Below are 23,828 nucleotides of genomic sequence, written 5' to 3' on the forward strand. Positions count from 1 at the left end.
CGAATAATTTTATCACTTGACTATTCTCCTTTCTTAATTTCGTCAGCCATTCCGTAAAATGCCTTACGGAATTCGATTCGATATCGAACCCAAGTTAATGCAGCAATCTTTTCATCTGCAATTTCTTTATAATCCACCCTTGCGTCATTCATGATTGCTGTTAACTCGCCTTGTTTATCCATATCGTCTTGACCTAATCTGTGTTTCTTAATCAAGTTTTCAAGTTCTTTAGGTTTTGTGCTGTTGTCAAGTCCCCAAGTACGGATGAAATTCGTTACAAGTTGGATATTCGTATCCTTTTGTGCTTTATCCATTGCTTGGTTCATTTTTTCAACACTTCGAGGTGCTGGATAACTATCAAACTCAAACTCCTTCGAGAAAATTTTAGATACAAAGTTATGCATCTTAGATTTTTCTTTTTCATTCTCAGATTTGGCGATTTCAAGATGGATTTCTTCACGTGTACTTACCGCTTTCGACATTTCGTTCGCTTGAACTTCGTCAGCCATCCGGGCGATCAAATCAATCAAATAATCATAGTTGATGGTAACATCGTGAATATGAACCATGGAAAGATTGACTTGCGAAATATCAATGTCTTCACGCTTCGCACGTCGTTCCTTCAATTCACCGGCGATTACCGTTGTTAAAATGACTTCCTGCTCCTCAGTAATACCTAAGCGCTCATAGAATTCTTCCGGATTATCATAGGCAGAAATAGGATTTTTGTCATCATCTTCGGTATATTGTTTCAATTGACTCAACAAGCGATTATACTCTTTCAGATTCTCAAAAACTTCATCCTGAGCTTTTTCACTCGGTGGTAATTGCACAAAATCGTCTGTGAGTACTCCAAGCTTCTCGATAACTTCTTGCATTTCAGCCTGAACCTTGCTGAATGGTTTGGAAGTGATACCAGCCTCTTCGTTTCCTTTCTTCAAATCTTCAAGTGAAAGTTGTTCGTCAGCAGATGCACGATTTGAATAGATAGCAAAAGCTTTATTCATTTCATACTCGTTTTGCTCGGGCCAACGATAATTAACTATATTTCCCCAAGGCTTATCGACAAAATTATGCATTCTGTTTGTACGTGAGTACGCCTGAATTAAGTTCCCACCCTTAAGCGTTCGATCAATATAGAGCGTATTCATTCCTGGGGCATCAAAACCGGTTAATAGTTGATCCACAACGATTACCAAATCTAAATAGTTACCATCATCAGCTGTCTTATTAAGCCTCCGTGCTAAGTCTTCTGTGTAGGCTTTAACAGTCGTCATATCAAAAGCTGTGCCAAACATTGCGTTATAGGCTTCGATGGCTCTGTGCAAGTTTTCATTCGTTTTCAGTTGATGAATACTATTGGATGTATCTACCGAGAAACTCACCGCAACTTTTAGTCGTTTATCTTCTGGACGATTCGCATTCTCTTCCGCAAACTTATCGAAGTATTCCATCGCTCTTGGTGTACTTGCTTTATTACCACCAACGTGGACTGTAAACAAGGCATTATACTTACGGTCATTTGAACGTTTCTTCCAGTTATCGAATATGTCCTTCACTACTAAGTGAACATGTTCTGGACTATCATCGTAAACACTACTACGAACATTATCATCGATATCATCTTCGGTGGGATCTTCAGGAGGCTTGATCGTTTCCATAAATTCGACGTTAAACCCTAAGACATTTTTATCCGCAATGGCTTCTTTAATGGTATATGCATGTAGTAATTCACCAAAGATTTCTGGTGTTTCAGGGAATTTTGGTGTACCAGTATAACCAACCCAAGCAGAATTAGGAATCGCTTTCCGGATTGATTCGAGCATACCTTCATTTTCAGTACCGTTACCAGTTGAACGGTGGGCTTCATCAACGATAAAAAGAATATTTTCATTAAGTGACTTGAAGCTGTCCCGCGCTACATAACGCGAAATCTTTTGGATACTTGTCACAATGATGTTCTTATCACTTTTCTTCGTTAGTTTGCGATGAAGTTCTGAGATATTGGCTGTGTCACCCACCACACCAGTTTTCCTTTCAAAACCCGCAACAGGATCATAGGCTTTATAGGCATCAGCTGTTTGGTTGGTAAGCGCTATTCGGTCAACCAAGAAGACAACTTTGTCTACATTAGATAGCCGACTTGCAAGCCACGCTGTCTTAAAACTTGTGATTGTTTTACCTGATCCTGTTGTATGCCAAATGTATCCTAATTTACCGTCATCATATTTGAAGTCAAATTTTCTAACTTTATCAAGCACGCGCTTTGTGGCATAGACTTGATAAGGACGCATGACTTTGATACTTTCTTTGTTTTTTGTACCATCAAGTACCATGTAGCGTGTTGCTAAATTATGAGCCATTGGAATTGACAACACTTTATCCGAAAACGTCTTCCATGAACGAATAGGGCGAGCATCATCTTCGTTTTGCCAGTTGAAAGCAAAAGCTCGGTTAAAGCTATGTAGTGGAGTATTTGCCATATAACGAATATCAAATGGCGTCATCGCTATTAAAATCTGCAAGGTTGAAAATATACCGCTGTATTGCTTTTCAGCAATATACTGCTCCATCTGGTTTAAGGATTCTGTAGCGCTATGAAGTGCTTTCTTTAATTCGATTTGAATAATCGGCAAACCATTAATAAGTAACGTCACGTCAAACCTGCAATCCCGCTTACCATCCACTACTTTTGGTCGTTTAATTTGATTTACTACTTGATAAACAGTGTTCCCACCACCGACTTGGGCTTGATCGAATACGGTCAAAAATACATGCTTACCATTGTCAAGGTCCACTTCAATTTCAGAAACACCGTTCACACCATACAAGAATTGTCCAGCTTGGTAAGGTGATTCAATACTCGTGATGATTTTCTTCACCTGATTAAATTCAGTGACAGACAATGGTTCATCCAAACGAGCCCGATTGTTTTGTTCTAAGATTGTTTTAAAGTTATCCCATAGTTGTTTAGTTGTTGTGATGTCCTTTTTGTATTCCCATTGTTTTACTCCGCCGATTTTGGTCAAATAATCGATAACTTCATTTTCAAATGCTAATTCCGATTGACTTTTCATTTGATCATTCCCCCTTTAAGATTCCTTCTATAATTGAGCTTGTAAACTGTCCAATCATGTCTGCGAATTGATTTAACTTGCTCTGCAGCTTCAATGTTTCTGAGTAAATAGCGCCTATTTTCTTCTGTTCCTCAAGAGGAACAACCGGAACGATAATTTCTCCAAGTGAACGGAGTGGGATTCTTAGAACAGGGCCATTCCCCTGTGACTCCCTTTCTTTTTGTCGTCTCACTTCTTTGTAAGCATTAAACAAGAAAAGAAAATATCTCTTATCAAGTTGTTCGCTATTAAACTCTATTTTTGTGAAGTTGAGAGACAACACTTTACCAATATTATCTTTGCCGACCATTGTTGCAAGTTGTAAGGAGTTACTGATAACAACATCACCTTCATTTAACGATGGGGTATTTTGGGATAAAGATTTCTCCCCATCTTCAGCTGTTACCTCCTCATGATTGTAATCAGCTTCAAAAGACTGCTGGTCATAATAATTTGTTATTTCAGTTCCAAATTGTTTTTGCGCCCTTGTTGGATTTATACCTGGAACGAAGGTTACAAACTCTTTTAATGCACTTTTCTCCAAATAAGACACCCCCGAACTACAGTTTACGTTTTTTGAAATATATCTATATTACATATTAAATCACCTCGAATTCGCTTTGTCAAATGATAAAATGAAATATTTTTGTATTTCATTAATTTAATATAAAAAAAGCTTATATAAACGATTCTGCAAAATATGTTTTTATGCAAATACAATCATTTTGTAAACTCTTACCCGAATCCTTAAACATCGATTTCTACGTAAAAATACAATCCCAGGGGTCAAAAAATCCCTCAAACCATTCGGCCGAGGGAACATAACACATTCTACACTATTCAACTAAAATCCGATGAATCCATTGCCACCAAGCTATTTCAACTATATCCACCACGCACTCGATGTGCGTCGAATGGAGGAACATCTCTACTAGCTTGATTTCCCGTATTTAATGGCCAATGTCTTCAAAATCCAAAATTGCGTGCTAGGATATCGGAATGGGTAGTTAAAACGCACACGACTCGGCCTGGTTTGCTCGCTAAGATTGTTCCTAGTATTTTCTTGCCTAAATCTTTTCGTAGCGAATCGGCGAGTAAGACTCCGACTGTCCTGACTTAGATGTCCTTTCTGTGTGACGTTCTTAATTACTTGAGGTACAATTTTGACACCTTGTTCATCTTTTGCCTACTTTAATAGGAACAGCAGAATCGTAACAACTTTCAGTGGGCTTTGACGTGAGCATTGCATAGTTAAGGCTACACGACTCCCAGAGTTGGCAGGGTTGCACAGATGATATACTGACACCATAAACCCTCTCCTATGGTGCACAAGACATGTTTGTTTTCATCTTCATCGATAGGCTCTACACCTTCAGTCCATTCTGCAGCATTTTATTAGTTAATGTCGACCTAATTATGGGTAGCTTCTGCTGGATGAGTACCTTCTTCGATTTCAATCATGATTTCTCCTCTTATCTACCCGTTCCCTATCCAAGTGATTCAATATTAGAGGTGTATTTCTGTGCAGCATTTTTAAAGAAACAAAAGTCTGATTTGCGAATTAGTTATGTGGTGTGGTGTGGCTAACAGACAAACCTCGAGTGTACAGCAATTCAAAACAATTTTAAACGACTTTTTAATTTTGCACTATTACTGTTTTAAGAGCACTTTCCCAGATTTAAGAACACGCCCGCTCCCCCTAGCATATTCCGACGCAAAACAAAAACACCATCCACAAAGGATGGTGTTTTACCATATTTCTATGGAGACGGTGGGAGTCGAACCCACGTCCAGAGGCTCTAATACGTAAACGTCTACGCGTGTAGTTTTCCTATTTGGTTTCGCGCTACATTATGCCGGAAGACAGGGCGTCCTGAGCGCTATTTCGGAAATCTCTTCTGGGGAGCCTCGAAAAGCAGCATCCAGCGTATCCCACTTTAGGTTAGCCCTACAACGCCACATGGGCGATGGTATTGCAAGGCAGATTCAACAGCTTACGCTGCGAATGCTAGGTTGTTGTTTGTTTTGCCTGTTATTATTAAGGTCCGTTTCTGACGGAGTCGAGCCTCCGACGCGCAGCTCACGCTTAGACCACCCCTGTCGAATCCGTAACGTCCCCGTTAAAGGGATGTCCGGGAAACGTCTGGAGTCATCAGTAGCCTCCTACTGATGCTAAGACTATCGGAACTGTATTGCTGTAAACAGTATACCTCATCGAACGCCATATATCAATATTGCTGTTTGTCTTTGAAAGCCCGTTGCATATCCCGTTTCGCTTCTTTCTCTTTCAAGTCATGCCGTTTATCGTATAACTTCTTCCCTTTACCGACTCCAACTAGCACTTTTGCGAATCCATCTTTAATATACATTTTCAATGGAACAATCGCAGTCCCTTTTTCCTTCGTCTGTCCGATCAACGTATTGATCTGCTTTCGATGCATTAATAGTTTACGAGAACGAACCGGATCATGGTTGAACTGATTCCCTTGCTCGTAGGGACTAATGTGCATATTGGAGATCCAGGCTTCATTGTTACGAATGAGCACGAAAGCATCTCTCAATTGCACTTTCCCATTACGGATCGATTTGATTTCAGTACCTTGCAGTACAATACCGGCTTCAATTGTTTCTTCAATTGCGAAGTCGTAATTGGCTTTCTTGTTGACTGCGAGTACTTTACCTTTGCCTTTTGCCATCGTCATTCACCCTCCCGTGAAACCGGATGACCAATTGGCAATCCGGATCACTTTCTTTTTCTAGGTTTTTGTTTTTTGTTCTTCTTTGCAACACCTTCATAAAACCGTTTCTTTTCACTTCCGCCAGACTTTTTGGCAGCTGGCTTTCCAGAATGATTCGGTCTACCAGAATCATTTTTCTTAGCACCTTTGTCCTTTGAATCGCCAGAATTCCTGCTCTTAGCATGAATCACTTTCGGTGTTGCTTTACGTGTTCGATGGAATGTCTTCTTCATATCTGCAATTTCGAAGTCAATTGAAGATTCTTCTGGCTTCACAGCTGTCACTCTAACTGTGACTTCATCCCCAATTCGGAATTGCTTGCCGGTATGCTCCCCGATCATCATCATTTGACGGTCGTCAAAACGATAGTAATCGTCTGTCATATAGCTGACATGAACAAGTCCTTCGATCGTGTTTTCAAGCTCTACGAACAAACCGAAATTCGTGACCGATGAAATGACACCTTCGAACTCTTCACCAATTTTGTCCAACATGAATTGTGCTTTCTTCAATGCATCCGTATCACGTTCTGCATCGACTGCACGACGCTCCATATCAGATGTATGCTGAGCGATTTCCGGTAATTCCGCATCCCAATGTGCAATTGTTTTCCCTGATACGTCTTTTTCAAACAGATACGTACGAATGAGACGATGGACGATCAAGTCTGGATAACGACGAATCGGTGACGTGAAGTGTGTATAGAAGTCTGCAGATAACCCAAAGTGGCCGAGACTTTCCTGATAATACTTCGCCTGTTGCATGGAGCGTAATAGCATCGTAGAAATAACAGTTTCCTCAGGAAGACCTGAAATGGACTCTGTAATTTCTTGCAACGCTCTTGGATGTACTTTGTTGCCGGCACCTTTTACGACGATACCGAAGTTTGTCAGGAACTCGAACAAACGTTGAAGTTTCTCTGGTTTTGGATCTTCGTGAATTCGGTACATGAACGGAACTTGAAGCCAGTGGAAATGCTCTGCGACTGTTTCGTTCGCAGCAAGCATGAATTCTTCAATCATGCGTTCAGCAACTGTTCGTTCCAGAAGCTTAATCTCAGTTGGCCATCCTTTTTCGTCCACTAATACTTTCGATTCTTTGAAATCGAAGTCGATGGCACCGCGGTCCTCCCGTTTTTGACGGAGAATTTTTGCAAGCTCTGCCATATCGGTCAACATCGGAACGATTTCCGAGTATTTCGTGCGCAACTCTTCATCCAATTGGTCAACGATTTGGTAGACATCCTGATACGTCATCCGATAATCGGAATTAATAACACTCGGATAGATTTCGTGATGTGTCACTTTCCCGTTTCCGTCGATTGTCATTTCACATGTGAGTGTTAAACGATCTACATCAGGGTGCAGGGAACAGATTCCGTTTGACAGCTTATGCGGCAACATTGGAATAACGCGGTCTGTTAAGTAGACACTCGTTCCACGGTCATAGGCTTCAGCATCAAGTGGTGTATTCTCCTCGACATAGTGACTCACGTCTGAAATGTGAACAGATAACGTATGTGTTCCATCTGCGTTTTTCACGAGTGAAATCGCGTCATCCAAATCCTTTGCATCTGCACCATCGATTGTAATCGTCAGTACATCTCGCAGGTCATGGCGTTTAAACAAATCTGTTTCCTGGATTTCTGCAGGAATTTTGTCCGTTTGCTGAAGTACTTCAGGTGGAAATTCGATTTCAATTCCATGCTTGTGAATAATTGAAAGGATGTCGACACCTGGATCGTTTTTGTGTCCAAGAATCTGCACAACCATTCCTGTTGCAGACTTCATATCACTTGGAAACTCAGTGATTTCAGCAACCACTTTATGCCCTTCGATGGCTCCTAAGTTATTTCCTTTTGCAATGAAGATGTCCATAGGTAGCTTTTTATCATCAGGAATGACAAACCCGAATCCTCGATTGTCTTGATACGTCCCGACTACTTTCGTCGTTTTACGTTCAGCGATCCGGATAATCGCACCTTCGCGACGATCTCCGAAAGAGCTGTTCGCCACTCGTACTAGCACGATATCGCCATTCATCGCTCCATTGACTTCAGTAGGTGGTATGAAAATATCATCCATTCCTTCAGTCTCTGGTGTTACAAAACCAAATCCTTTTGCGTGACCGATGAATTTTCCGCGAACTAAATTCATCCGTTCCGGAACGCCATAACGATTCGTTCGTGAGCGAATAATGAGTCCTTTTTGTTCTAGATGAACGAGCATTTTCACTAACTCTTTAAATTCAGCCGCTTGTTCCATTCCGAGTAATTCTTGAATCTCTTGAACGGTTAGGGGCTTATAAGAATCATCTTTCATTGTTGACAGGATTTGTTGTTCTAATTCTTTTTCAAATGTGTCCAACTCTTATCCCTCCTTGTCTATTTAGTATTGCCTGATTTGGGTTTCATTAATCTTCCCAATCAAGTGACTCCAAAAACTCGAAAATTTCTTCATGAAGTTCGTTTTTCTCAGGACCTAATGTAATGACATGTTTCGATTTCTCGTATAAAGATATTTTTTTGTCTGTCGACTCTGCGGTATCATAGATGATTTGTCCGGAATTCGTGTCGATTACTTCATCATGAGTGGACTGAACAACTAATAACGGAGCATAGATCGTATCCACTTCTGCTCTTACGTTTTCAATCAGCTTCTGAAGGTCGGTTAGCGAAGGCATCGATTGTTCACGGAGTGAATTCACTTCCGCCTCAATTGTTTGTTCGTCTTTGCCTTCTAGTTTTTTATATTCGCGTGCGTAGCGAAGAACCCCTTCATACATCTGATCTAAGGAACGCATTGACATCGGTGCATTCATCGTAACAATTCCTAGCACAGGACGCTCGGCTCCTAATTTCAGTGAAAATACGCCACCTAATGATAACCCGGCTACGGCAATTTGGTCATATCCCGCATCTTTTAACTGCTCATATGCTTGAATGACATCTGGCCACCAGTCGTCAGGACCTGTGTGAATCAGGTCTTCTGCGGGTCCACCATGTCCTTTATAATGCGGTGCAAGGGATGTATATCCCTTTTTCTCTAAGTAACGGCCGATCATTCGTACGTCTGCAGATGTTCCTGTAAAACCATGCAGTAAAAGCACTGCTCGCTTTCCATGTTCAAAAAAGAAAGGCTTTGCATGAGAAACTTTCATGCGACCTAACCTCCAATCATTACCAACCCATTTTTGAATAAAAAAGCCTGGCCGTACAGATGGCCAGGCGAAAATTGCTTCTTTTTATATTTTCACGATCGCAATCGCCAGTACGAAGAACAGCACGGATAGTACAATTGTAACGCGCTGCAAGACTAAGTCTAGACCGCGTGCCTTTTGTTTACCAAATAACTGTTCTGCACCACCGGAGATGGCTCCAGATAGGCCTGCACTTTTCCCCGATTGTAGCAAGACAACGACAATTAGTGAAAGTGAGACAATCACGAGCAATGTCAATAATAACGCGTGCATAATGTTCCACCTCCTGAAACAGAACTCAACTACCTTACCAGTTTACCAAACTCTAGCAATAGAGACAACCGCTGTTTGAAGCTGTTGTCGCTAACCGCAACTTATTGTTGCTTCAAGTTGTAAAATGTTTGTTTGCCAAGGTACTGTGCTGTTTCATCGAGTTGGTCATCGATACGTAGCAATTGGTTATACTTCGCAACGCGATCTGTACGCGAAGGAGCACCGGTCTTAATCTGCCCTGCATTTGTTGCGACTGCAAGGTCAGCGATTGTCGTATCTTCTGTTTCACCTGAACGGTGAGAGATAACAGCTGTGTAGCCCGCACGCTTCGCCATTTCAATCGCATCGAATGTCTCAGTAAGTGTTCCGATCTGGTTCACTTTAATAAGAATCGAGTTCCCTACGCCTTCTTGAATACCGCGTGACAATTTTTCTGTATTCGTTACGAAGAGATCGTCTCCTACAAGTTGTACGCGCTTGCCAAGGCGGTCTGTTAAGAGCTTGTGACCTGCCCAGTCGTTTTCGTCCAACCCATCTTCAATTGAAATGATTGGATACTTGTTGACTAGCTCTTCATACCAGTCAACCATCTCTTCAGATGTTTTCACGATGCCTTCACCTGATAGATGGTACTTACCGTCTTCTTTGTTGAAGATTTCTGAAGCCGCAACGTCCATTGCGAGCATAATATCTTCGCCAGCTTTGTATCCTGCTTTTTCAATTGCTTCTACAATCGTAGAGAGTGCTTCTTCGTTAGATGATAAGTTCGGTGCGAATCCGCCTTCGTCACCAACCGCTGTGTTCAATCCTTTATCATGAAGAACCGCTTTCAATCCGTGGAAGATTTCTGCTCCCATGCGAAGTGCATGACGGAATGATTCAGCGCCTACAGGCATGATCATGAATTCTTGAATGTCGACGTTGTTATCTGCGTGCTCTCCTCCATTGACGATATTCATCATCGGAACAGGAAGTTGCTTCGCATTGACGCCGCCAAGATATTGATACAATGGGATATCTAAATAGTCAGCTGCCGCATGAGCGACTGCCATAGATACGCCAAGAATTGCGTTTGCTCCAAGTTTGCCTTTGTTATCTGTTCCGTCCAGTTCGATCAAAGCATTGTCGATCACGACTTGGTCAAGAACTGAATAGTTCTCTTCCAGTGCATCTGCAATGATTTCGTTGACGTGATCAACAGCTTTTAGCACGCCTTTTCCAAGGTAACGATCTTTGTCGCCATCGCGAAGTTCAACAGCCTCATATTCACCTGTTGATGCACCAGATGGTACAATTGCTCGTCCAAATGCGCCACTTTCTGTAAACACTTCGACTTCAACTGTTGGGTTCCCTCGTGAGTCGAGTACTTCTCTAGCTTGAACAAGTGTAATGATTGGCATGCAAATCTCTCCCTTTAGTTAAAATAATGGCGTTCCTGTCATCTCTACTGGCTGTTTGATACCTAGCAATTTTAACATGGTTGGCGCAAGATCAGCGAGAATACCGCCTTCTCTTAGTGTAACGCCATCTTTCGTCACAATTACTGGTACTGGATTAGTCGTATGCGCAGTCATTGGTGCACCTTCAATTGTCATTACTTCGTCTGCATTTCCGTGGTCTGCTGTAATAATTGCTGTTCCACCTTTAGCAAGCAACACATCTAGGATACGTCCAACACATTCATCCGTCGTCTCAACCGCTTTCACGGTCGGTTCAAGCATTCCACTATGACCGACCATGTCAGGATTCGCAAGATTGAGGATGAACGCATCGATTTGGTCCTCTTGTATTTCTTTGATGAGCGCATCTGTTACTTCGTACGCACTCATTTCAGGTTTTAAATCATACGTAGCAACCTTGGGTGAAGGGATTAGAATTCTCTTCTCGCCTTCAAATTCTTCCTCGCGTCCACCACTCATGAAGAACGTTACATGCGGATACTTTTCAGTTTCCGCAATACGGAGCTGACGAATGTTGTTCTGAGAAAGGACTTCACCAATTGTATTCTTCAAATCTTGACTAGCAAATACAACTTCAGAAGCGACTTCAGCACTGTAATCCGTAAAGGTAACGAATTTCAAATCTGAATATTTCTTAGATGAAAAGCCATCAAATCCATTTTGAGTAAACGCACGTGATAATTGAATCGCGCGGTCTGGTCGGAAATTGAAAAATACAGCGGAATCTCCTTCTGAAATACGAATTGGCGCCTGTCCCTCTTTTTGAACGATGAATGGAACAACGAACTCGTCTGTCACACCCGCATCGTAGGAAGCTTGGACACCCTCTTCAGCTGAAGCATAGACAGGTCCTTCGCCAGTCACCATGACATCATACGCCAACTTAATACGTTCCCAGCGATTGTCGCGATCCATCGCATAATAGCGACCGGAAATTGACGCAAGCTGACCGACTCCAACCGATTTCATGACTTCCTCTGTTTGTTTAATATATGTTAATGCAGTTTTAGGACCTACATCTCTGCCGTCTAAAAACGCATGGACATATACATTCTGGATGCCATTCATTTCAGCTAGTCGCAACAACGCAAACAAATGCTCATAATGACTGTGGACGCCGCCATCAGATAGTAAGCCCATCAAATGCAGTGAACCGTCATTGGCTTTTGCGTGCTCAACCGCTAACAATAACGATTCGTTTTGGAAAAAATCGTTTTCACGAATCGATTTATTGACCCGAGTAAGACTCTGGTAGACGATCCGTCCAGCCCCAATGTTCAAGTGACCGACTTCTGAGTTGCCCATTTGACCTTCAGGCAACCCGACCGCTTCCCCACACGCGGTTAACATGGAATGGGGATACGCGTTCCATAATCGCTCATAGTTTGGTTTCTTCGCATGCGCAACAGCGTTTCCGGAAGTTTCTGAGCGCAGTCCAAAACCGTCCATAATGATAAGGCCAACAGGACCTTTAGGCATTTGCTCCAGCCTCCGCGAGTGCGGTGAACGATTCCGGATCGAGACTAGCTCCACCGACTAATGCTCCATCGATATCACTCATCGATAAGAGTTCTTCAATGTTTCCAGGTTTTACACTACCGCCGTATTGAATACGGATCGCCTGAGCCACTGAGTCTGAATATAGGTCTGTAAGGACTGCACGAATTTGTGCACACACTTCATTCGCATCTTCAGCAGTTGCTGTACGTCCAGTACCAATTGCCCAGATTGGCTCATAGGCAACGATAGCAGAAGCAGCATCTGTTTCACTTACTCCCGCAAACGCTTTCTTCACTTGTTCTGAAACAATCGCTGATGTCGCGTTGTCTTCACGCTGTTCCAGTGACTCACCTACACATACAATCGGTGTAAGCTTGTGTTCAAAAGCCGATTTCACTTTTCGGTTAATAGATTCGTCTGTTTCGTTATAGTATTGTCTACGCTCAGAATGTCCAAGGATAACAAATTCAACACCTACACTTGAAAGCATGGTCGGACTGATTTCACCTGTAAATGCCCCTTCAATTTCTTCATGCATCGTTTGCGCACCAATTCGAATCGGTAATCCTTTTGACTTTTCTACAAGTGTTGTTAGATATAGTGCAGGTGAACAAATCACGGTTTCCACCTTGTCACTTTCCTTCAACTTTCCAGCAAGTGAATCTATAAACGCTACAGCTTCATCCTTCGTTTTGTACATCTTCCAGTTTCCTGCGATAATCGGTTTTCTCATGAGTAGTCCCTCCTTATGAACGATCTTTCAATGCAGCAACGCCAGGCAATTCTTTACCTTCCATGAACTCCAATGACGCACCGCCACCTGTTGAGATGTGGTCCATTTTTTCAGCTACTTCAAACTTTTCAACAGCAGCAGCAGAATCGCCACCACCAATAATTGTGAATGCATCGGTTTCAGCCATTGCTTGAGCAACTCGCTTTGTACCTTCAGCAAATGGTGCCATTTCAAATACACCCATCGGTCCATTCCAAATAACAAGTTTGGAATCGCGGATTACGCTGTCGTAAAGTTCAGCGGTTTTCGGACCGATATCAAGGCCCATCCAACCTTTTTCAATTTCGCTTACGCTAACGACTTTTGTTGTTGCTGATTCTGAGAACGAATCCGCCACTTTTGCATCAATCGGCAAATACAAGTTGACGCCTTTTTCTTTCGCTTTTTGAATGAATGATTGTGCCAACTCAATCTTGTCTTCTTCAACAAGGGAGTCTCCAGTTTCATGACCTTGTGCACGTGTAAATGTATACGACAAGCCTCCGCCGATTAACAGGTTATCCACCTTATCCAGCAAGTGATCAATGACACCAATTTTGTCTTTCACTTTTGCCCCGCCAATGATTGCAGTGAAAGGGCGTTCAGGATCGGATAACGCTTTTCCGAGGACGTCCAATTCCTTCTCAAGAAGAAGTCCTTGAACACTCGGAAGGTACTCCGCAATTCCAGCAGTTGTTGCATGTGCGCGGTGTGCTGCTCCAAATGCGTCATTGACGAAAACATCTGCCAGTGCAGCAAATTGTTTAGCAAGTTCAGGATCGTTCTTTTCCTCCCCCGCATGGAATCGAACATTTTCAAGCAAAAGAATCTCTCCATCAGTCAACTCGGAAACTTGTTTCTCAACCGCAGGCCCTGTGGACTCGTCCAATTTCAGAACGGGCTTTCCAAGTAATTCAGCCAATCGCTTCCCGGCTTCCGTTAAACGTGAATCTTCTTTCACTTCACCTTTTGGACGACCCAAGTGACTCGCAAGAATTACTTTTGCCCCCTGTTCAGAAAGGTACTCGATTGTAGGGATTGCAGCACGGATTCTAGTATCATCTGAAACTTTCCCATCTTCCATAGGTACGTTAAAATCCACCCTGCAGAAAACTCGTTTCCCTTTTAGATCCAAGTCTTTCATCGTCATTTTGGCATTCATGCGAACAAGCACTCCTTCACAACAAAAGTTTTTAATAAAAAAGGAGGAAACGGGCAATGCCGTTCCTCCTGCCCATCTATTAAGTATAATCGGTCACAATCTGATAAGCCAGATTTTATGTGCCCGATATGTGTTTACTGTTGTCGCTTATAGTCCTTTTTCGTTCATGAACAACGCAAGATCGATACAACGTGCAGCATATCCTTGTTCGTTGTCATACCAGCTAATCACTTTCACCATGTTGTCTCCAAGTACCATTGTTGACAAGCCATCTACTGTAGAAGAAGCATGGTTGCCATTATAGTCTTTTGAAACGAGTGGAAGGTCGCTGTAGAACAGGTAGCCTTTTAGTTCGTTTTCAGATGCTTCTTTTAATGCACTATTAACGTCTTCAACAGTAACGTCTTTTTTCAACTCAGCGACGAAGTCAACGAGTGAAACGTTTGGTGTTGGAACACGGACAGCCATTCCATCTAATTTCCCTTTCAATTCAGGAATTACTTTTGTTACAGCTGATGCTGCACCTGTAGTTGTCGGGATCATAGACTCTGCTGCAGCACGTGCACGACGGTAGTCTTCGTGTGGAAGGTCAAGAATTCGCTGATCGTTTGTGTATGAGTGAATTGTTGTCATCATGCCACGTTCAACGCCGAACTTCTCATTCAGCACTTTAACAACTGGTGCTAAACAGTTTGTAGTACATGATGCATTGGAAACGTAGTGATCTGTTGCCGCATCATATTCTTGTTCGTTTACACCCATAACAAGTGTTTTTACATCACCTTTAGCAGGAGCTGACAAGATGACTTTCTTCGCACCAGCGTCGATGTGTTTCTGTAAGCCTTTAGCGTCGCGGAATACTCCTGTACTTTCAACAACGATATCGACTCCAAGGTCTTTCCATGGAAGGTTAGCTGGATCTTTTTCAGCATAGACTCGAATCTTTTTACCGTTCACAATAATATGGTTTTCATCGGACGTGATATCTGCATCCAGAATCCCGTGAACTGAATCATACTTTAACAAGTGTGCAAGCATTGGTGCATCCGTTAAGTCGTTTACTGCTACCACTTCAAGTTCTTCATGTTCCAGTGTGTCTCGCATTACGATACGTCCAATACGTCCAAATCCGTTAATCGCCATTTTTACAGTCATGTAAAATCCCTCCAAGTTTTAGTTGTTATATATAGAGATGGCATACTCTGGACATTTTCCAAAGCAGACCGTTTGTAAACATGTTGTGTTAGTCGTTTGCTAGTAAATTCACGATTTCCCTTGCAGCGCCTTCATCCGTAATAAGAACAGTTTGCTTAGTAGCTCCGCGCAAATACGAAAGAATCGCTTCTGCTTTTTCAGAACCTCCTGCTACTGCTAATACTAGTGGAATGCGTTTTAGGTGATCAGTTTGAATCCCCACCGTTCGAAGGTGGTGAACAATTTCACCGGTGCCATTAAAGTAATACCCGAAAGCTTCACCTTTTGCACATCTGGAATCGAGTAACTGTTGTTCTTCTTCATCAGAATCTCTCATTGCCGCCATTTTTTTCGCATCACCAATACCATGCAGCAAGCAATCCGCTGTTTCATATAGCTCAAGCATTTTCTGAGCGGTCGGTTCTCTTAAGAATATGGCATGTGCTTCTTCACTAAGAGATTCAGGATAATATAATGACTTGTAAGAAGCATTACACGTATGTGCAAATGTAGCGGCAATCACGTTCGCTTGCTGTCCTATATTATCTCCAACTCCACCTCTAGCAGGGATGAATACTGTATCCTCAGCACCTGGGTAACAACTCAAATGTTTCGGAATAGCTGCCATTGTACTTCCACCTGTCACGGCCACGATACGTCCATTTCCAATGCGGCTTGCAAAAACAGATGCAGCTTCAGTTCCAAGTAATTCGTTGGAGCCACCTGGTTCAGAACTGTCTCCTTTTACAATGTGTACATCTTGAATGGAGAAATAACTTTTAATACGTTTTGCAAGAACATTCTTGCCATATTGCAGCTCAACTAACGGTCCTAGATGCTCAAGCACACTCTCTCCGTCAGCAGTGATGGTCGCTCCCTCTTTCGCAACACGAATAAGTTGCTGATCTCGAAGGGCTTCCACGACCGAGCGTGTTTCGCGTTCAGACAAACCTGCAGTGTCAGCAAGAGGTCGTCTTCCAATTGGCCCGGATGTTTTGATGAGTTTTAGCACAAGATAACGTTGTTGCAGGGTTGCCATCATTTCGGGTACTAACTTTTCCTGTGCTTCCACAATAGCCGATTTCAGAAAGACTCCTCCTTCCTCTGTAGGACAACACCTGACCATGTTGGTTGAATTTCGTCCCACTTTAGTCAAAAAAATAGATTAACTAATAATGTAACTATACATATTATTCCCGATAATTTCAAATTTAAACTCCTGACTCAAAAAGTAATGCAAGATCGACATAACTAATCACCCCTGAACAAAGGACCTCATTATCTTTCTCGACTACAGGAATCATGTACACATATTGTTCGTGCTTAGCGTCATCGTCTTCAATATTTACAGTTGTCCACGTCAATGGATAGTCTTCTTGGATAAGTTCCATCATCTGTTCAGCTTCGTCACACAAAGAACAGCCAGGCTTGGTATATAACAGTACATGCATAAGAATCCCTCCATATAACCACATTGTAAAATGAAAAAACGATCTACGCAACACTAAGTGTTGTGTAGACCGTTTTTGGCTTACCAGCTTCGACCAGCGCCTCCGCCACCTCCGGAACCACCGCCGCCAAAGCCTCCGAATCCACCACCAGAACCGCCAGAGCCACCTCCGCCTCCAAACGATCCTGGGAAGAAGATCATGCCGCCTCCGCGACGTCTACCGCCGGATCCTCCAGAACCACCGGAACCACCCGAACCGCCACCTCTTCCAGAGTTAAAGAAAATCTGGATGAGGATGAAACCGATGACGATAATTGGGACGATTGGGAACCCACCTTCATCATCACTGTTATTCCCGTCATATGTTGCAACTGGTAATTCAGATCCTTCCAGCCCGTATTCCTTTGCTATTTGGTTATAGAAAGCTTTGTATGCTTCCATGATGGCTTCTGCAGGTTGCTGTGCTTCCAAATAAGGCCCAGAGACTTCATCGATAATTCTACCGACCTTACCATCAGGAAGAGCGCCTTCTAAGCCATATCCAACTTCTAACCGAAAGTGCCTTTTTTTCGATTCATCTTTTTGCGTCGTTACAACTAATAGTGCTCCATTGTTTTCCTTTTTATTGCCGAGTTGGAACTCGCGCAATTTATCTAGTGAATACTCTTCAATAGGTCTTCCTTCTGTAGATGGTACAATGAGCACAGCTAATTCAGCACCTGTTGCACTTTTTAACCGCTCGCCATAGTCACTCAGTTCTGCTATTTGACTCTCGGACAGAATACCCGATTCATCTTGTACTACATCCACTTTTGCGTGGACTACCGGCTGAACAATTGTCAACAAAACTAAAAGCATACCAAGCAGGGCAAATGCTCGGACAGCTAACCTTCTCATTACTCATCAGCCCCAAAGTCGACTTCAGGTGCTTTTTCTGCACCCGCTTCCGCTTTGAAATATTCCTTTTCGTCAAATCCGAAAACAGACGCAACGAGTTTGCCCGGGAAACGCTTCACTTGTTTGTTATACGAAGCGACCTCGCCATTGTAATCTTTCCGTGCTACAGCAAGTCTGTTTTCAGTTCCAGCTAATTCATCCATAAGCTGTCTATAGTTTTCATTACTTTTTAATTCTGGATAATTCTCTACCACTACTAGCAATCGACTAAGTGCACCCGAAAGCTCAGAGTCCGCTGCAGCTTGTTCTTCTGGTCCGTTTGCGCCAGCTAGTTTCGAGCGCGCCTCTGTTACTTGACCAATGACTTCTTTCTCTTGTTTCGCAAATCCTTTTACAGTGTTCACTAAGTTTGGAATGAGATCCACTCTACGTTGCAGTTGCGTCTCAATTTGAGAATACGCTTGGTCTACGTTTTCTTCTGATGATACGAATTTGTTGTAACTTGGTACTAAGATCAATGCTAGCACCACAATAATACCTACAATAACACCTATAGGCCCCAATAACTTCTTCAAAATCCCCGCCTCCTCAATAATATCTTCGTTTCTACACTTCCAAAAGTTTACCCTGAAACGAGGAAGCTCAAAACTAGATAGTTATCCTATATACGCTCTACAGTCTAAAAAGTTTCTTCTAAAACAAAAAAACTCCTCCGACCGTATGATTTTCATACAATCGGGGGAGTATCTTATAACACCTATATGCCCTCGGCGGGAGTCGAACCCACATTTCAAGCTTCGGAGGCTTGCGTGCTATCCATTGCACCACTCGATAGGTGGACGGCATAGAACGCTGATATGACGCTAGGTGTTCGTATAAGCTGACGTAGTGCTACGCGCTTCCCGCTCAATTTACGTAAGACAATCATAACACGGAGCGCATATTCCGTCTAGTCAGTTATCGCGTCTACTGTCAATTCCGTAGAAGTATTCGAGCGCCTCGGATATTGCGCCATCCCGCGTCAATAGTCGTGAGTGATCGCTAACGAACTTAATAAAGAACATTTCTTTGCGATTAAAGCGCCATGCCTTACGCTCCTTAGCGCCAAAGTTCGTTATGAATTCACTCGTTGCTCCCGCGATTAGCTTTGTGGTAGTAGTGTTTACACCAACATATTTCTCAATATCGCTAGAACTGTAGTATGCGTTACTCTCCACGTTATCACCTCGCCTTCTAAGACGTACTCTACCGCACGCCACCGAATAGGTGAATAAGCTGAAACTCCTCATTGATTTCGAGTGCCATTGACGGATATAAAACAAGTCCATTTAATCGTACAATATAGTAGAAGGAATACGTAGCGTAAAGCTGGCGAAAGGTGACGTAAGCCGGCGCAAAATTAACGATGGTCGCACAAAAAATCCCTAAAAAGTAGATAAGCGGAAGATTGCCAACACACTAATTTTAGGGACGTCGCTATGAATTGGTATTACAACGTAATACTTGGTATGACATAAATGCCGATTATCGCCTTTCCTGTATGAATTGGTAAGACATCGTAATACCTGGTATGACTAAACACTACCGACCGGTTTATTTCGCCTTCTTGCCGAGTGGAAATCCGGTCTTGCGTGCGTGATCCAGTAGCTTCTTAGATTCCTCTCGCGCCTGATCCCTCTTTGTTTGCTGTTTTGCCATCGCTAACAACTCCTAATCTTGCATTTATCTGCAGTATGGACGGGCAATCAGCGACTTATACCAGCTTTGTCATAACCACTGCCCCACTGCCGTATGCTAGATTAACCCCGCCACACAATACCACATGGGCGGACAAAATCGGACGAAAGGGCGGTAATATGGAAATAGGGAAGGGCGTACGGAAGCAACGGAATGACAAACGGAGGCACGTGCAGCCAACGGTGAGTATCGAGCTTAAAGATGCTGTATATCGACTGTCCTATATTATGGACGTTCCCGTTAAGGACGTAATCGAACGCATATGTATTGACGGCCTGGCGAGTCGATCCGTTATGGAAGTATTGGGGCTTTCTTTCCGACGGGATGCACGATTTCGCAATACGCTATTTCTCGGCGATATAACGCGGCCATCCGTACAACGCTTCAAAGCAGCCGGCCCCACTGAACGTGTGAGTGTTCGATTTACTGCAGAAGACTTTGAAAACGTCCGCTTGCTCGGCTATTCGCTTGACTGTACCCCGTCACGGGCTACGGCGATCCTACTTGAGACTGCGCTAACCCACTCGGACTTTATCACGCCATTCTGCGCGGAATATATTCGACGGAAATTGGACCCGCAAAGAATAAGCGAGTTGCAGAAGGTCATCCGCTATCTGAACTCCAACAATCCGCACAATGAAAAGATTAGTTGGGCGCTCATTCTCGAATACGCACGGGACGGACTGGACGCATTTATCGATCGATGGAAGTAGTATAAACCCCCGAAGTGAAAATTTTATAGCGCGAATTTTTTCGACTGTGAAACGCTATTTTAGAAAGTCGATTTCTAGGATGAGAGGGCTCGAGTGATTTCATATATCCCGCATTCGTCAGGCGCCTGCAGAACGGCTGGCCGGTCGACCATGCCCCCCGGTGTATAAATTCGCACGGGAAATAAAAAAGGACGCTCGGCTAGTCGTAGCCCTGCGTCCTTTTGCGTTATAGAGCGAAGTCCTCCATCGTTGCGTCCGCTTCATCGTCAGTTATACCGATGTACAGTAATGTGACGGACGGTGCAGCATGATTGAACAGATGCTGTAACGTCGCTACGTCCTTATGCTTACGGTAGTGATGGAAGCCCATCGTCTTGCGCATCGTGTGCGTCCCTATGTCGTCCCGTCCGAGTGCTTCCGCTGCCTTCTGCAAAGCACGGTAAGCCTGCGTCGTAGTGATATGGCTGTCGCCTCTGCGTGACTTAAACAGGTAATCATCCGTCTCCATGTTCGCTGTGTAGGCGTCCACCTCTGCACGTGTAGCCCGTGGCAATAGGAAGCGTTTAGTCTTACCCGTCTTAGTCTCGCGCAGTGTGACGTGGGTCTTTCCTTTTACGTCGCGCACCCGCAATGGCACGATGTCACTGACGCGCAGTCCCGAGTTGATCCCGATGTTAAACATGAACAGATCGCGCTCACTCGCATACCGGCGCAATGCCCATCGCATATCCTCGATTTCCTCCGCTGTTCTTAACGGCTGAACGTTCTTTACCTTCGCCATATTACCGCCTCTTTTCATACGTTATCGTACGTTCAATGTATATTATCGTTAGTATAAACAAAGAACCCCGTCGTGTCAACGATTTAATGTACGATAATATACAATAAGGTACATACGACGTTGTTATTGACCCCGTGAGTTTGGCGAGGCTGTCCGCCGTGAACTGATAAGCTGGCGTAATATTGACGATTCAAAACGTCGGAGTAGGCACGCGTCAGATAGCCGAAGCTGCAAAGAGCGACCTCAAACCGAACATTATCCGCAGTCCGCTTTTAAACTTCCTTCTATATTATGTCGCATATAATCTCTATGTTCGTTTTGCCTTAATAACGCAAGCCTCAAAGCGTTTGGACACCCACGCGCAGACGGGCGAAAGCTGTAAAAAACCCCACGTAAACTCAACGCAACTAAACACGCATTTTTGACTTACTTCTATTACATGGTCGAATATCCTCTTACTTTAGCACGCACAAAACACCGAACTACGCCGAATCGATATCGTCCGATTTCGTCCCCCTTATACGCCAATATACGTTGCACTTTTGTTACCTGGTGGAACGTCAAATATAGGACAAAAACGGCATTCAAACGTAAAGCTACGTCAAGCCTGCGTTTTGAGTTCCTTCTATAGAGTGCTTCACTACGCTAACGTGTTACCTATGTATTTACGCATGTCCTGTCGCCCCTTTTATCGACACCCCATTGCGCGCAACATTGACGTAATTTATAATCGGACTCCGGCGCCTTTTCCACGTTCGGTATTACCGCTTAAAAAAGGACGACACCCTATTAAGGATGCCGCCTTTGAATGTGTACGATTATCGCGTCTGCCATTGCAATGCGAGTTGTTGCGCTGCCTGCTTCTGCTTACGTGCGGCCTCTGCTGGACTTAACGCATGATCGTGGAAATGTAACGTCTGTTTCACTGTGATGCCCGACTTGCCCTCGCCATTAAACGTCGCCCCTACGCGCGCTGTCCGAATAGACGAACGTGAAGGCGCTTGATAGCCTGCGACTGCAAACGAAGCATCGGCGTCAATGGACGCAGCCCGCGCAAGTGTTTTCGCCATCCTTTTGACGTTAGCAAGTTCCGACTTCATGCCGATTGCTAGTCCTTCGCCGAGGAATCCGCCGACTCCCATCATTACGCGCGATGGCGATTTGATTCCGAAGAATCCTGTAATTGCGTCCTTAATATTCTTCGCGATACTTATCGCCGCATCTCTTACAACGTTGCCCATGGCGCCGATCCCGTTAGCAAGTCCGCGTATGATGTCCTTACCTATTTCGACTAAGCTGACGTTCTTGAAGAAACTTTCGATGCTGCTCCATATTTCCGACGCTGTTTTCTTAATCGTCGTCCAGGCGCCCTTCCAGTCGCCTTGCAAAAGTTTCATAACGGTTTGGATTGTGCCTAATACCGCGCTGATTGCTACGGATACAGTCGTCTTAATCAAGTTCCAGGTGACTAGTACTGTATTGGATAAAATCGGCCATATGGTGGTAAATATGGCTTTAATAGCGCCCATCACCGCTGTGATAATCGTTTTTACATTGTTAAAATGTCCCTTGACGATGCTCATAATAGCCGCGCCGTTAGCGTCCCAAAACGCTTTAAACTTATCGAGCTGGTCCGATCCAAACTTCACCGCGCTGGCGATGATGGTCGTTATCGTCGATTTAATTGCGTTAAATGCCGTCGCTGTCGCCTGCTTAATCATCGACCACGCTTTATCGACACCCGCGCGGAACCAGTCGACTTTGTTATACGCAACGACTAGCGCTGCACCGATTGCGACAATGGCTGCGATAGCAATACCGATTGGACCCGTCAGAACTGTGAAGGCCGTACCCAACGCACCAGCTACCGTACTTAGCGCCATAAAGCCCGTGATAAGTTGCGGTACAAATCCGATTAATAGTAGCAAGGAACCTCCGACAATCATGAATCCCGCAGACACCGCTGCAACTAGCGCTCCGAGTTGTAAAAACTTCGGGTTCAGCTCGCCGATCCACGTACCAAGTTCCGTCATTTTGTCTACAAACGCGGTTACGTAAGGTAAAAGGGCGTCACCAATCGTTATTCCAATGTCCTTGATGACGTTGCCGAAGATTGCTAACTTCGATTCGAGCGTCTTATATCGTTCAGCGGCTTCGTCAGTAAGCGCGGTATTTTCGTCCCATCCTTTATTGGCGATTCCTATAGATTCGGTTAGAACGTCGGATGCTCCCGCTAGACGCAGTAACGCATCCTGTTCTCGTATTCCCTTAATACCAAGGTAGCCGAGTATTTCTGCGAGGTTTTCGCCTGCGTCACCGGATTTGCCAAGACCTTTTACAAACATATCAATGGCCGCAATAGGATCGCTATTCCATGCGTTAGCAAATTCTTGCGAAGAGACGCCCGCTGCTTTAGCAAATCCGTCTAGCTTTTTATCTCCGTCTTTAACTGCGGTATTAATCTTTTTCATGACCATAGAGAAAGCTGTGCCCCCGGCCTCTGCCTCGATACCTACGCTTGAAAGCGCTCCACCAAGCGCTGCAATATCCGCCTCGGTAAGACCTACCTGCGCACCAACTCCGGCTAATCGTAGGGACATCGCAACAATCTCGGATTCTGTAGTCGCTAAATTATTCAATTTGTTATCGTAAAGGCTCTTTATCCTCTACTTCCGGGGGTTTACCCACATTACGGCGCGTCATTTCGCACCCGGTTCAGACTATATCATCGCCTACAGCATTATCTGTTTAGGCGTCGAGCGCTCGTGGATATTTCTCCATACAAAAAAGCCACCCATTTTGAGTAGCTTTGTTGATTAGGGTACTTTATCTAGTCG

Annotated in this window: 19 protein-coding genes and 1 other RNA gene; 1 reads left to right on the plus strand and 19 read right to left on the minus strand. The window is 43.8% G+C overall.

Annotated elements, in window-relative coordinates; all coding sequences use genetic code 11:
* Positions 1-20: 20 nt before the first annotated feature.
* From N693_RS0101580 to N693_RS0101660, 17 genes are all read right to left on the minus strand, one after another.
* Positions 21-3,077 carry a type I restriction endonuclease subunit R gene (locus N693_RS0101580; RefSeq protein ID WP_025783042.1) on the minus strand — a complete coding sequence of 1,019 codons (3,057 nt, stop codon included), beginning with the start codon at positions 3,075-3,077 and terminating at the stop codon, positions 21-23.
* Between the two features lie 4 nt (positions 3,078-3,081).
* Positions 3,082-3,660, minus strand: coding sequence for a restriction endonuclease subunit S (locus tag N693_RS0101585; RefSeq protein WP_025783043.1), 579 nt, complete (start codon positions 3,658-3,660; stop codon positions 3,082-3,084).
* A 1,216-nt stretch (positions 3,661-4,876) separates the two neighbouring features.
* Positions 4,877-5,235: a transfer-messenger RNA gene (gene ssrA, locus N693_RS19830) on the minus strand.
* Between the two features lie 109 nt (positions 5,236-5,344).
* Positions 5,345-5,812: an SsrA-binding protein SmpB gene (gene smpB / locus N693_RS0101595; RefSeq protein ID WP_025783044.1), complete on the minus strand. Its 468-nt coding sequence runs from the start codon at positions 5,810-5,812 to the stop codon at positions 5,345-5,347.
* 47 nt (positions 5,813-5,859) lie between these two features.
* Positions 5,860-8,175 (minus strand): ribonuclease R, encoded by a 2,316-nt coding sequence (rnr, locus tag N693_RS0101600; protein ID WP_051508668.1) that lies wholly within the window; start codon positions 8,173-8,175, stop codon positions 5,860-5,862.
* Between the two features lie 91 nt (positions 8,176-8,266).
* Positions 8,267-9,013 (minus strand): carboxylesterase, encoded by a 747-nt coding sequence (locus N693_RS0101605; RefSeq protein ID WP_025783046.1) that lies wholly within the window; start codon positions 9,011-9,013, stop codon positions 8,267-8,269.
* 84 nt (positions 9,014-9,097) lie between these two features.
* Complete coding sequence (secG, locus tag N693_RS0101610; protein WP_025783047.1) at positions 9,098-9,325, minus strand: preprotein translocase subunit SecG; 228 nt, start codon at positions 9,323-9,325, stop codon at positions 9,098-9,100.
* 101 nt (positions 9,326-9,426) lie between these two features.
* Entirely contained in the window at positions 9,427-10,725 is a 1,299-nt protein-coding gene (eno, locus tag N693_RS0101615) for a phosphopyruvate hydratase (protein ID WP_025783048.1), read from the minus strand.
* A gap of 18 nt (positions 10,726-10,743) precedes the next feature.
* Positions 10,744-12,264 (minus strand): 2,3-bisphosphoglycerate-independent phosphoglycerate mutase, encoded by a 1,521-nt coding sequence (gene gpmI, locus N693_RS0101620; RefSeq protein WP_025783049.1) that lies wholly within the window; start codon positions 12,262-12,264, stop codon positions 10,744-10,746.
* Positions 12,257-13,018 carry a triose-phosphate isomerase gene (gene tpiA / locus N693_RS0101625; RefSeq protein WP_025783050.1) on the minus strand — a complete coding sequence of 254 codons (762 nt, stop codon included), beginning with the start codon at positions 13,016-13,018 and terminating at the stop codon, positions 12,257-12,259. The genes gpmI and tpiA overlap by 8 nt, the downstream gene beginning before the upstream one ends.
* 13 nt (positions 13,019-13,031) lie before the next feature.
* On the minus strand, positions 13,032-14,219 hold the full coding sequence (gene pgk / locus N693_RS0101630) for a phosphoglycerate kinase (RefSeq protein ID WP_025783051.1): 1,188 nt from the start codon (positions 14,217-14,219) through the stop codon (positions 13,032-13,034).
* 147 nt (positions 14,220-14,366) lie between these two features.
* On the minus strand, positions 14,367-15,374 hold the full coding sequence (gene gap, locus N693_RS0101635; protein WP_025783052.1) for a type I glyceraldehyde-3-phosphate dehydrogenase: 1,008 nt from the start codon (positions 15,372-15,374) through the stop codon (positions 14,367-14,369).
* A gap of 88 nt (positions 15,375-15,462) precedes the next feature.
* Positions 15,463-16,485: a sugar-binding transcriptional regulator gene (locus N693_RS0101640; RefSeq protein ID WP_172643563.1), complete on the minus strand. Its 1,023-nt coding sequence runs from the start codon at positions 16,483-16,485 to the stop codon at positions 15,463-15,465.
* Positions 16,486-16,624: 139 nt separating this feature from the next.
* Complete coding sequence (locus N693_RS0101645) at positions 16,625-16,864, minus strand: glutaredoxin family protein (RefSeq protein WP_025783054.1); 240 nt, start codon at positions 16,862-16,864, stop codon at positions 16,625-16,627.
* A gap of 80 nt (positions 16,865-16,944) precedes the next feature.
* The gene (locus N693_RS0101650) at positions 16,945-17,760 is read right to left on the minus strand and encodes a YgcG family protein (protein WP_025783055.1); all 816 of its coding nucleotides are present in this window, start codon (positions 17,758-17,760) and stop codon (positions 16,945-16,947) included.
* Positions 17,760-18,335, minus strand: a complete 576-nt coding sequence (locus N693_RS0101655; protein WP_025783056.1) for a LemA family protein — start codon at positions 18,333-18,335, stop codon at positions 17,760-17,762. Before N693_RS0101655 ends, N693_RS0101650 begins: the two co-directional genes overlap by 1 nt.
* Positions 18,336-18,713: 378 nt before the next feature.
* Positions 18,714-18,977, minus strand: a complete 264-nt coding sequence (locus N693_RS0101660; protein ID WP_025783057.1) for a hypothetical protein — start codon at positions 18,975-18,977, stop codon at positions 18,714-18,716.
* Positions 18,978-19,667: 690 nt separating this feature from the next.
* Here N693_RS0101660 and N693_RS0101670 point away from each other — a divergent pair.
* Positions 19,668-20,210: a hypothetical protein gene (locus N693_RS0101670; RefSeq protein WP_156028845.1), complete on the plus strand. Its 543-nt coding sequence runs from the start codon at positions 19,668-19,670 to the stop codon at positions 20,208-20,210.
* Between the two features lie 226 nt (positions 20,211-20,436).
* Here the strand turns inward: N693_RS0101670 and N693_RS0101675 are convergent, their stop codons facing one another.
* A complete protein-coding gene (locus N693_RS0101675) occupies positions 20,437-20,991 on the minus strand; it encodes a site-specific integrase (RefSeq protein ID WP_025783059.1) in 555 nt (184 codons plus the stop codon).
* A gap of 818 nt (positions 20,992-21,809) precedes the next feature.
* Positions 21,810-23,630, minus strand: a complete 1,821-nt coding sequence (locus N693_RS0101680; RefSeq protein ID WP_025783060.1) for a phage tail tape measure protein — start codon at positions 23,628-23,630, stop codon at positions 21,810-21,812.
* Between the last annotated feature and the right edge of the window lie 198 nt (positions 23,631-23,828).

Source organism: Sporosarcina sp. D27 (genome assembly GCF_000586555.1).
GTDB lineage: Bacteria > Bacillota > Bacilli > Bacillales_A > Planococcaceae > Sporosarcina.

Bases quoted from the DNA above. Each gene is read 5' to 3' on its own strand.
- N693_RS0101580 (WP_025783042.1), bottom strand. From the start codon at position 3,077: ATGAAAAGTCAATCGGAATTAGCATTTGAAAATGAAGTTATCGATTAT.
- smpB (WP_025783044.1), bottom strand. From the start codon at position 5,812: ATGGCAAAAGGCAAAGGTAAAGTACTCGCAGTCAACAAGAAAGCCAAT.
- rnr (WP_051508668.1), bottom strand. From the start codon at position 8,175: ATGAAAGATGATTCTTATAAGCCCCTAACCGTTCAAGAGATTCAAGAA.
- N693_RS0101605 (WP_025783046.1), bottom strand. From the start codon at position 9,013: ATGAAAGTTTCTCATGCAAAGCCTTTCTTTTTTGAACATGGAAAGCGA.
- secG (WP_025783047.1), bottom strand. From the start codon at position 9,325: ATGCACGCGTTATTATTGACATTGCTCGTGATTGTCTCACTTTCACTA.
- eno (WP_025783048.1), bottom strand. From the start codon at position 10,725: ATGCCAATCATTACACTTGTTCAAGCTAGAGAAGTACTCGACTCACGA.
- gpmI (WP_025783049.1), bottom strand. From the start codon at position 12,264: ATGCCTAAAGGTCCTGTTGGCCTTATCATTATGGACGGTTTTGGACTG.
- tpiA (WP_025783050.1), bottom strand. From the start codon at position 13,018: ATGAGAAAACCGATTATCGCAGGAAACTGGAAGATGTACAAAACGAAG.
- pgk (WP_025783051.1), bottom strand. From the start codon at position 14,219: ATGAATGCCAAAATGACGATGAAAGACTTGGATCTAAAAGGGAAACGA.
- gap (WP_025783052.1), bottom strand. From the start codon at position 15,374: ATGACTGTAAAAATGGCGATTAACGGATTTGGACGTATTGGACGTATC.
- N693_RS0101645 (WP_025783054.1), bottom strand. From the start codon at position 16,864: ATGCATGTACTGTTATATACCAAGCCTGGCTGTTCTTTGTGTGACGAA.
- N693_RS0101650 (WP_025783055.1), bottom strand. From the start codon at position 17,760: ATGAGAAGGTTAGCTGTCCGAGCATTTGCCCTGCTTGGTATGCTTTTA.
- N693_RS0101675 (WP_025783059.1), bottom strand. From the start codon at position 20,991: ATGGCGAAGGTAAAGAACGTTCAGCCGTTAAGAACAGCGGAGGAAATC.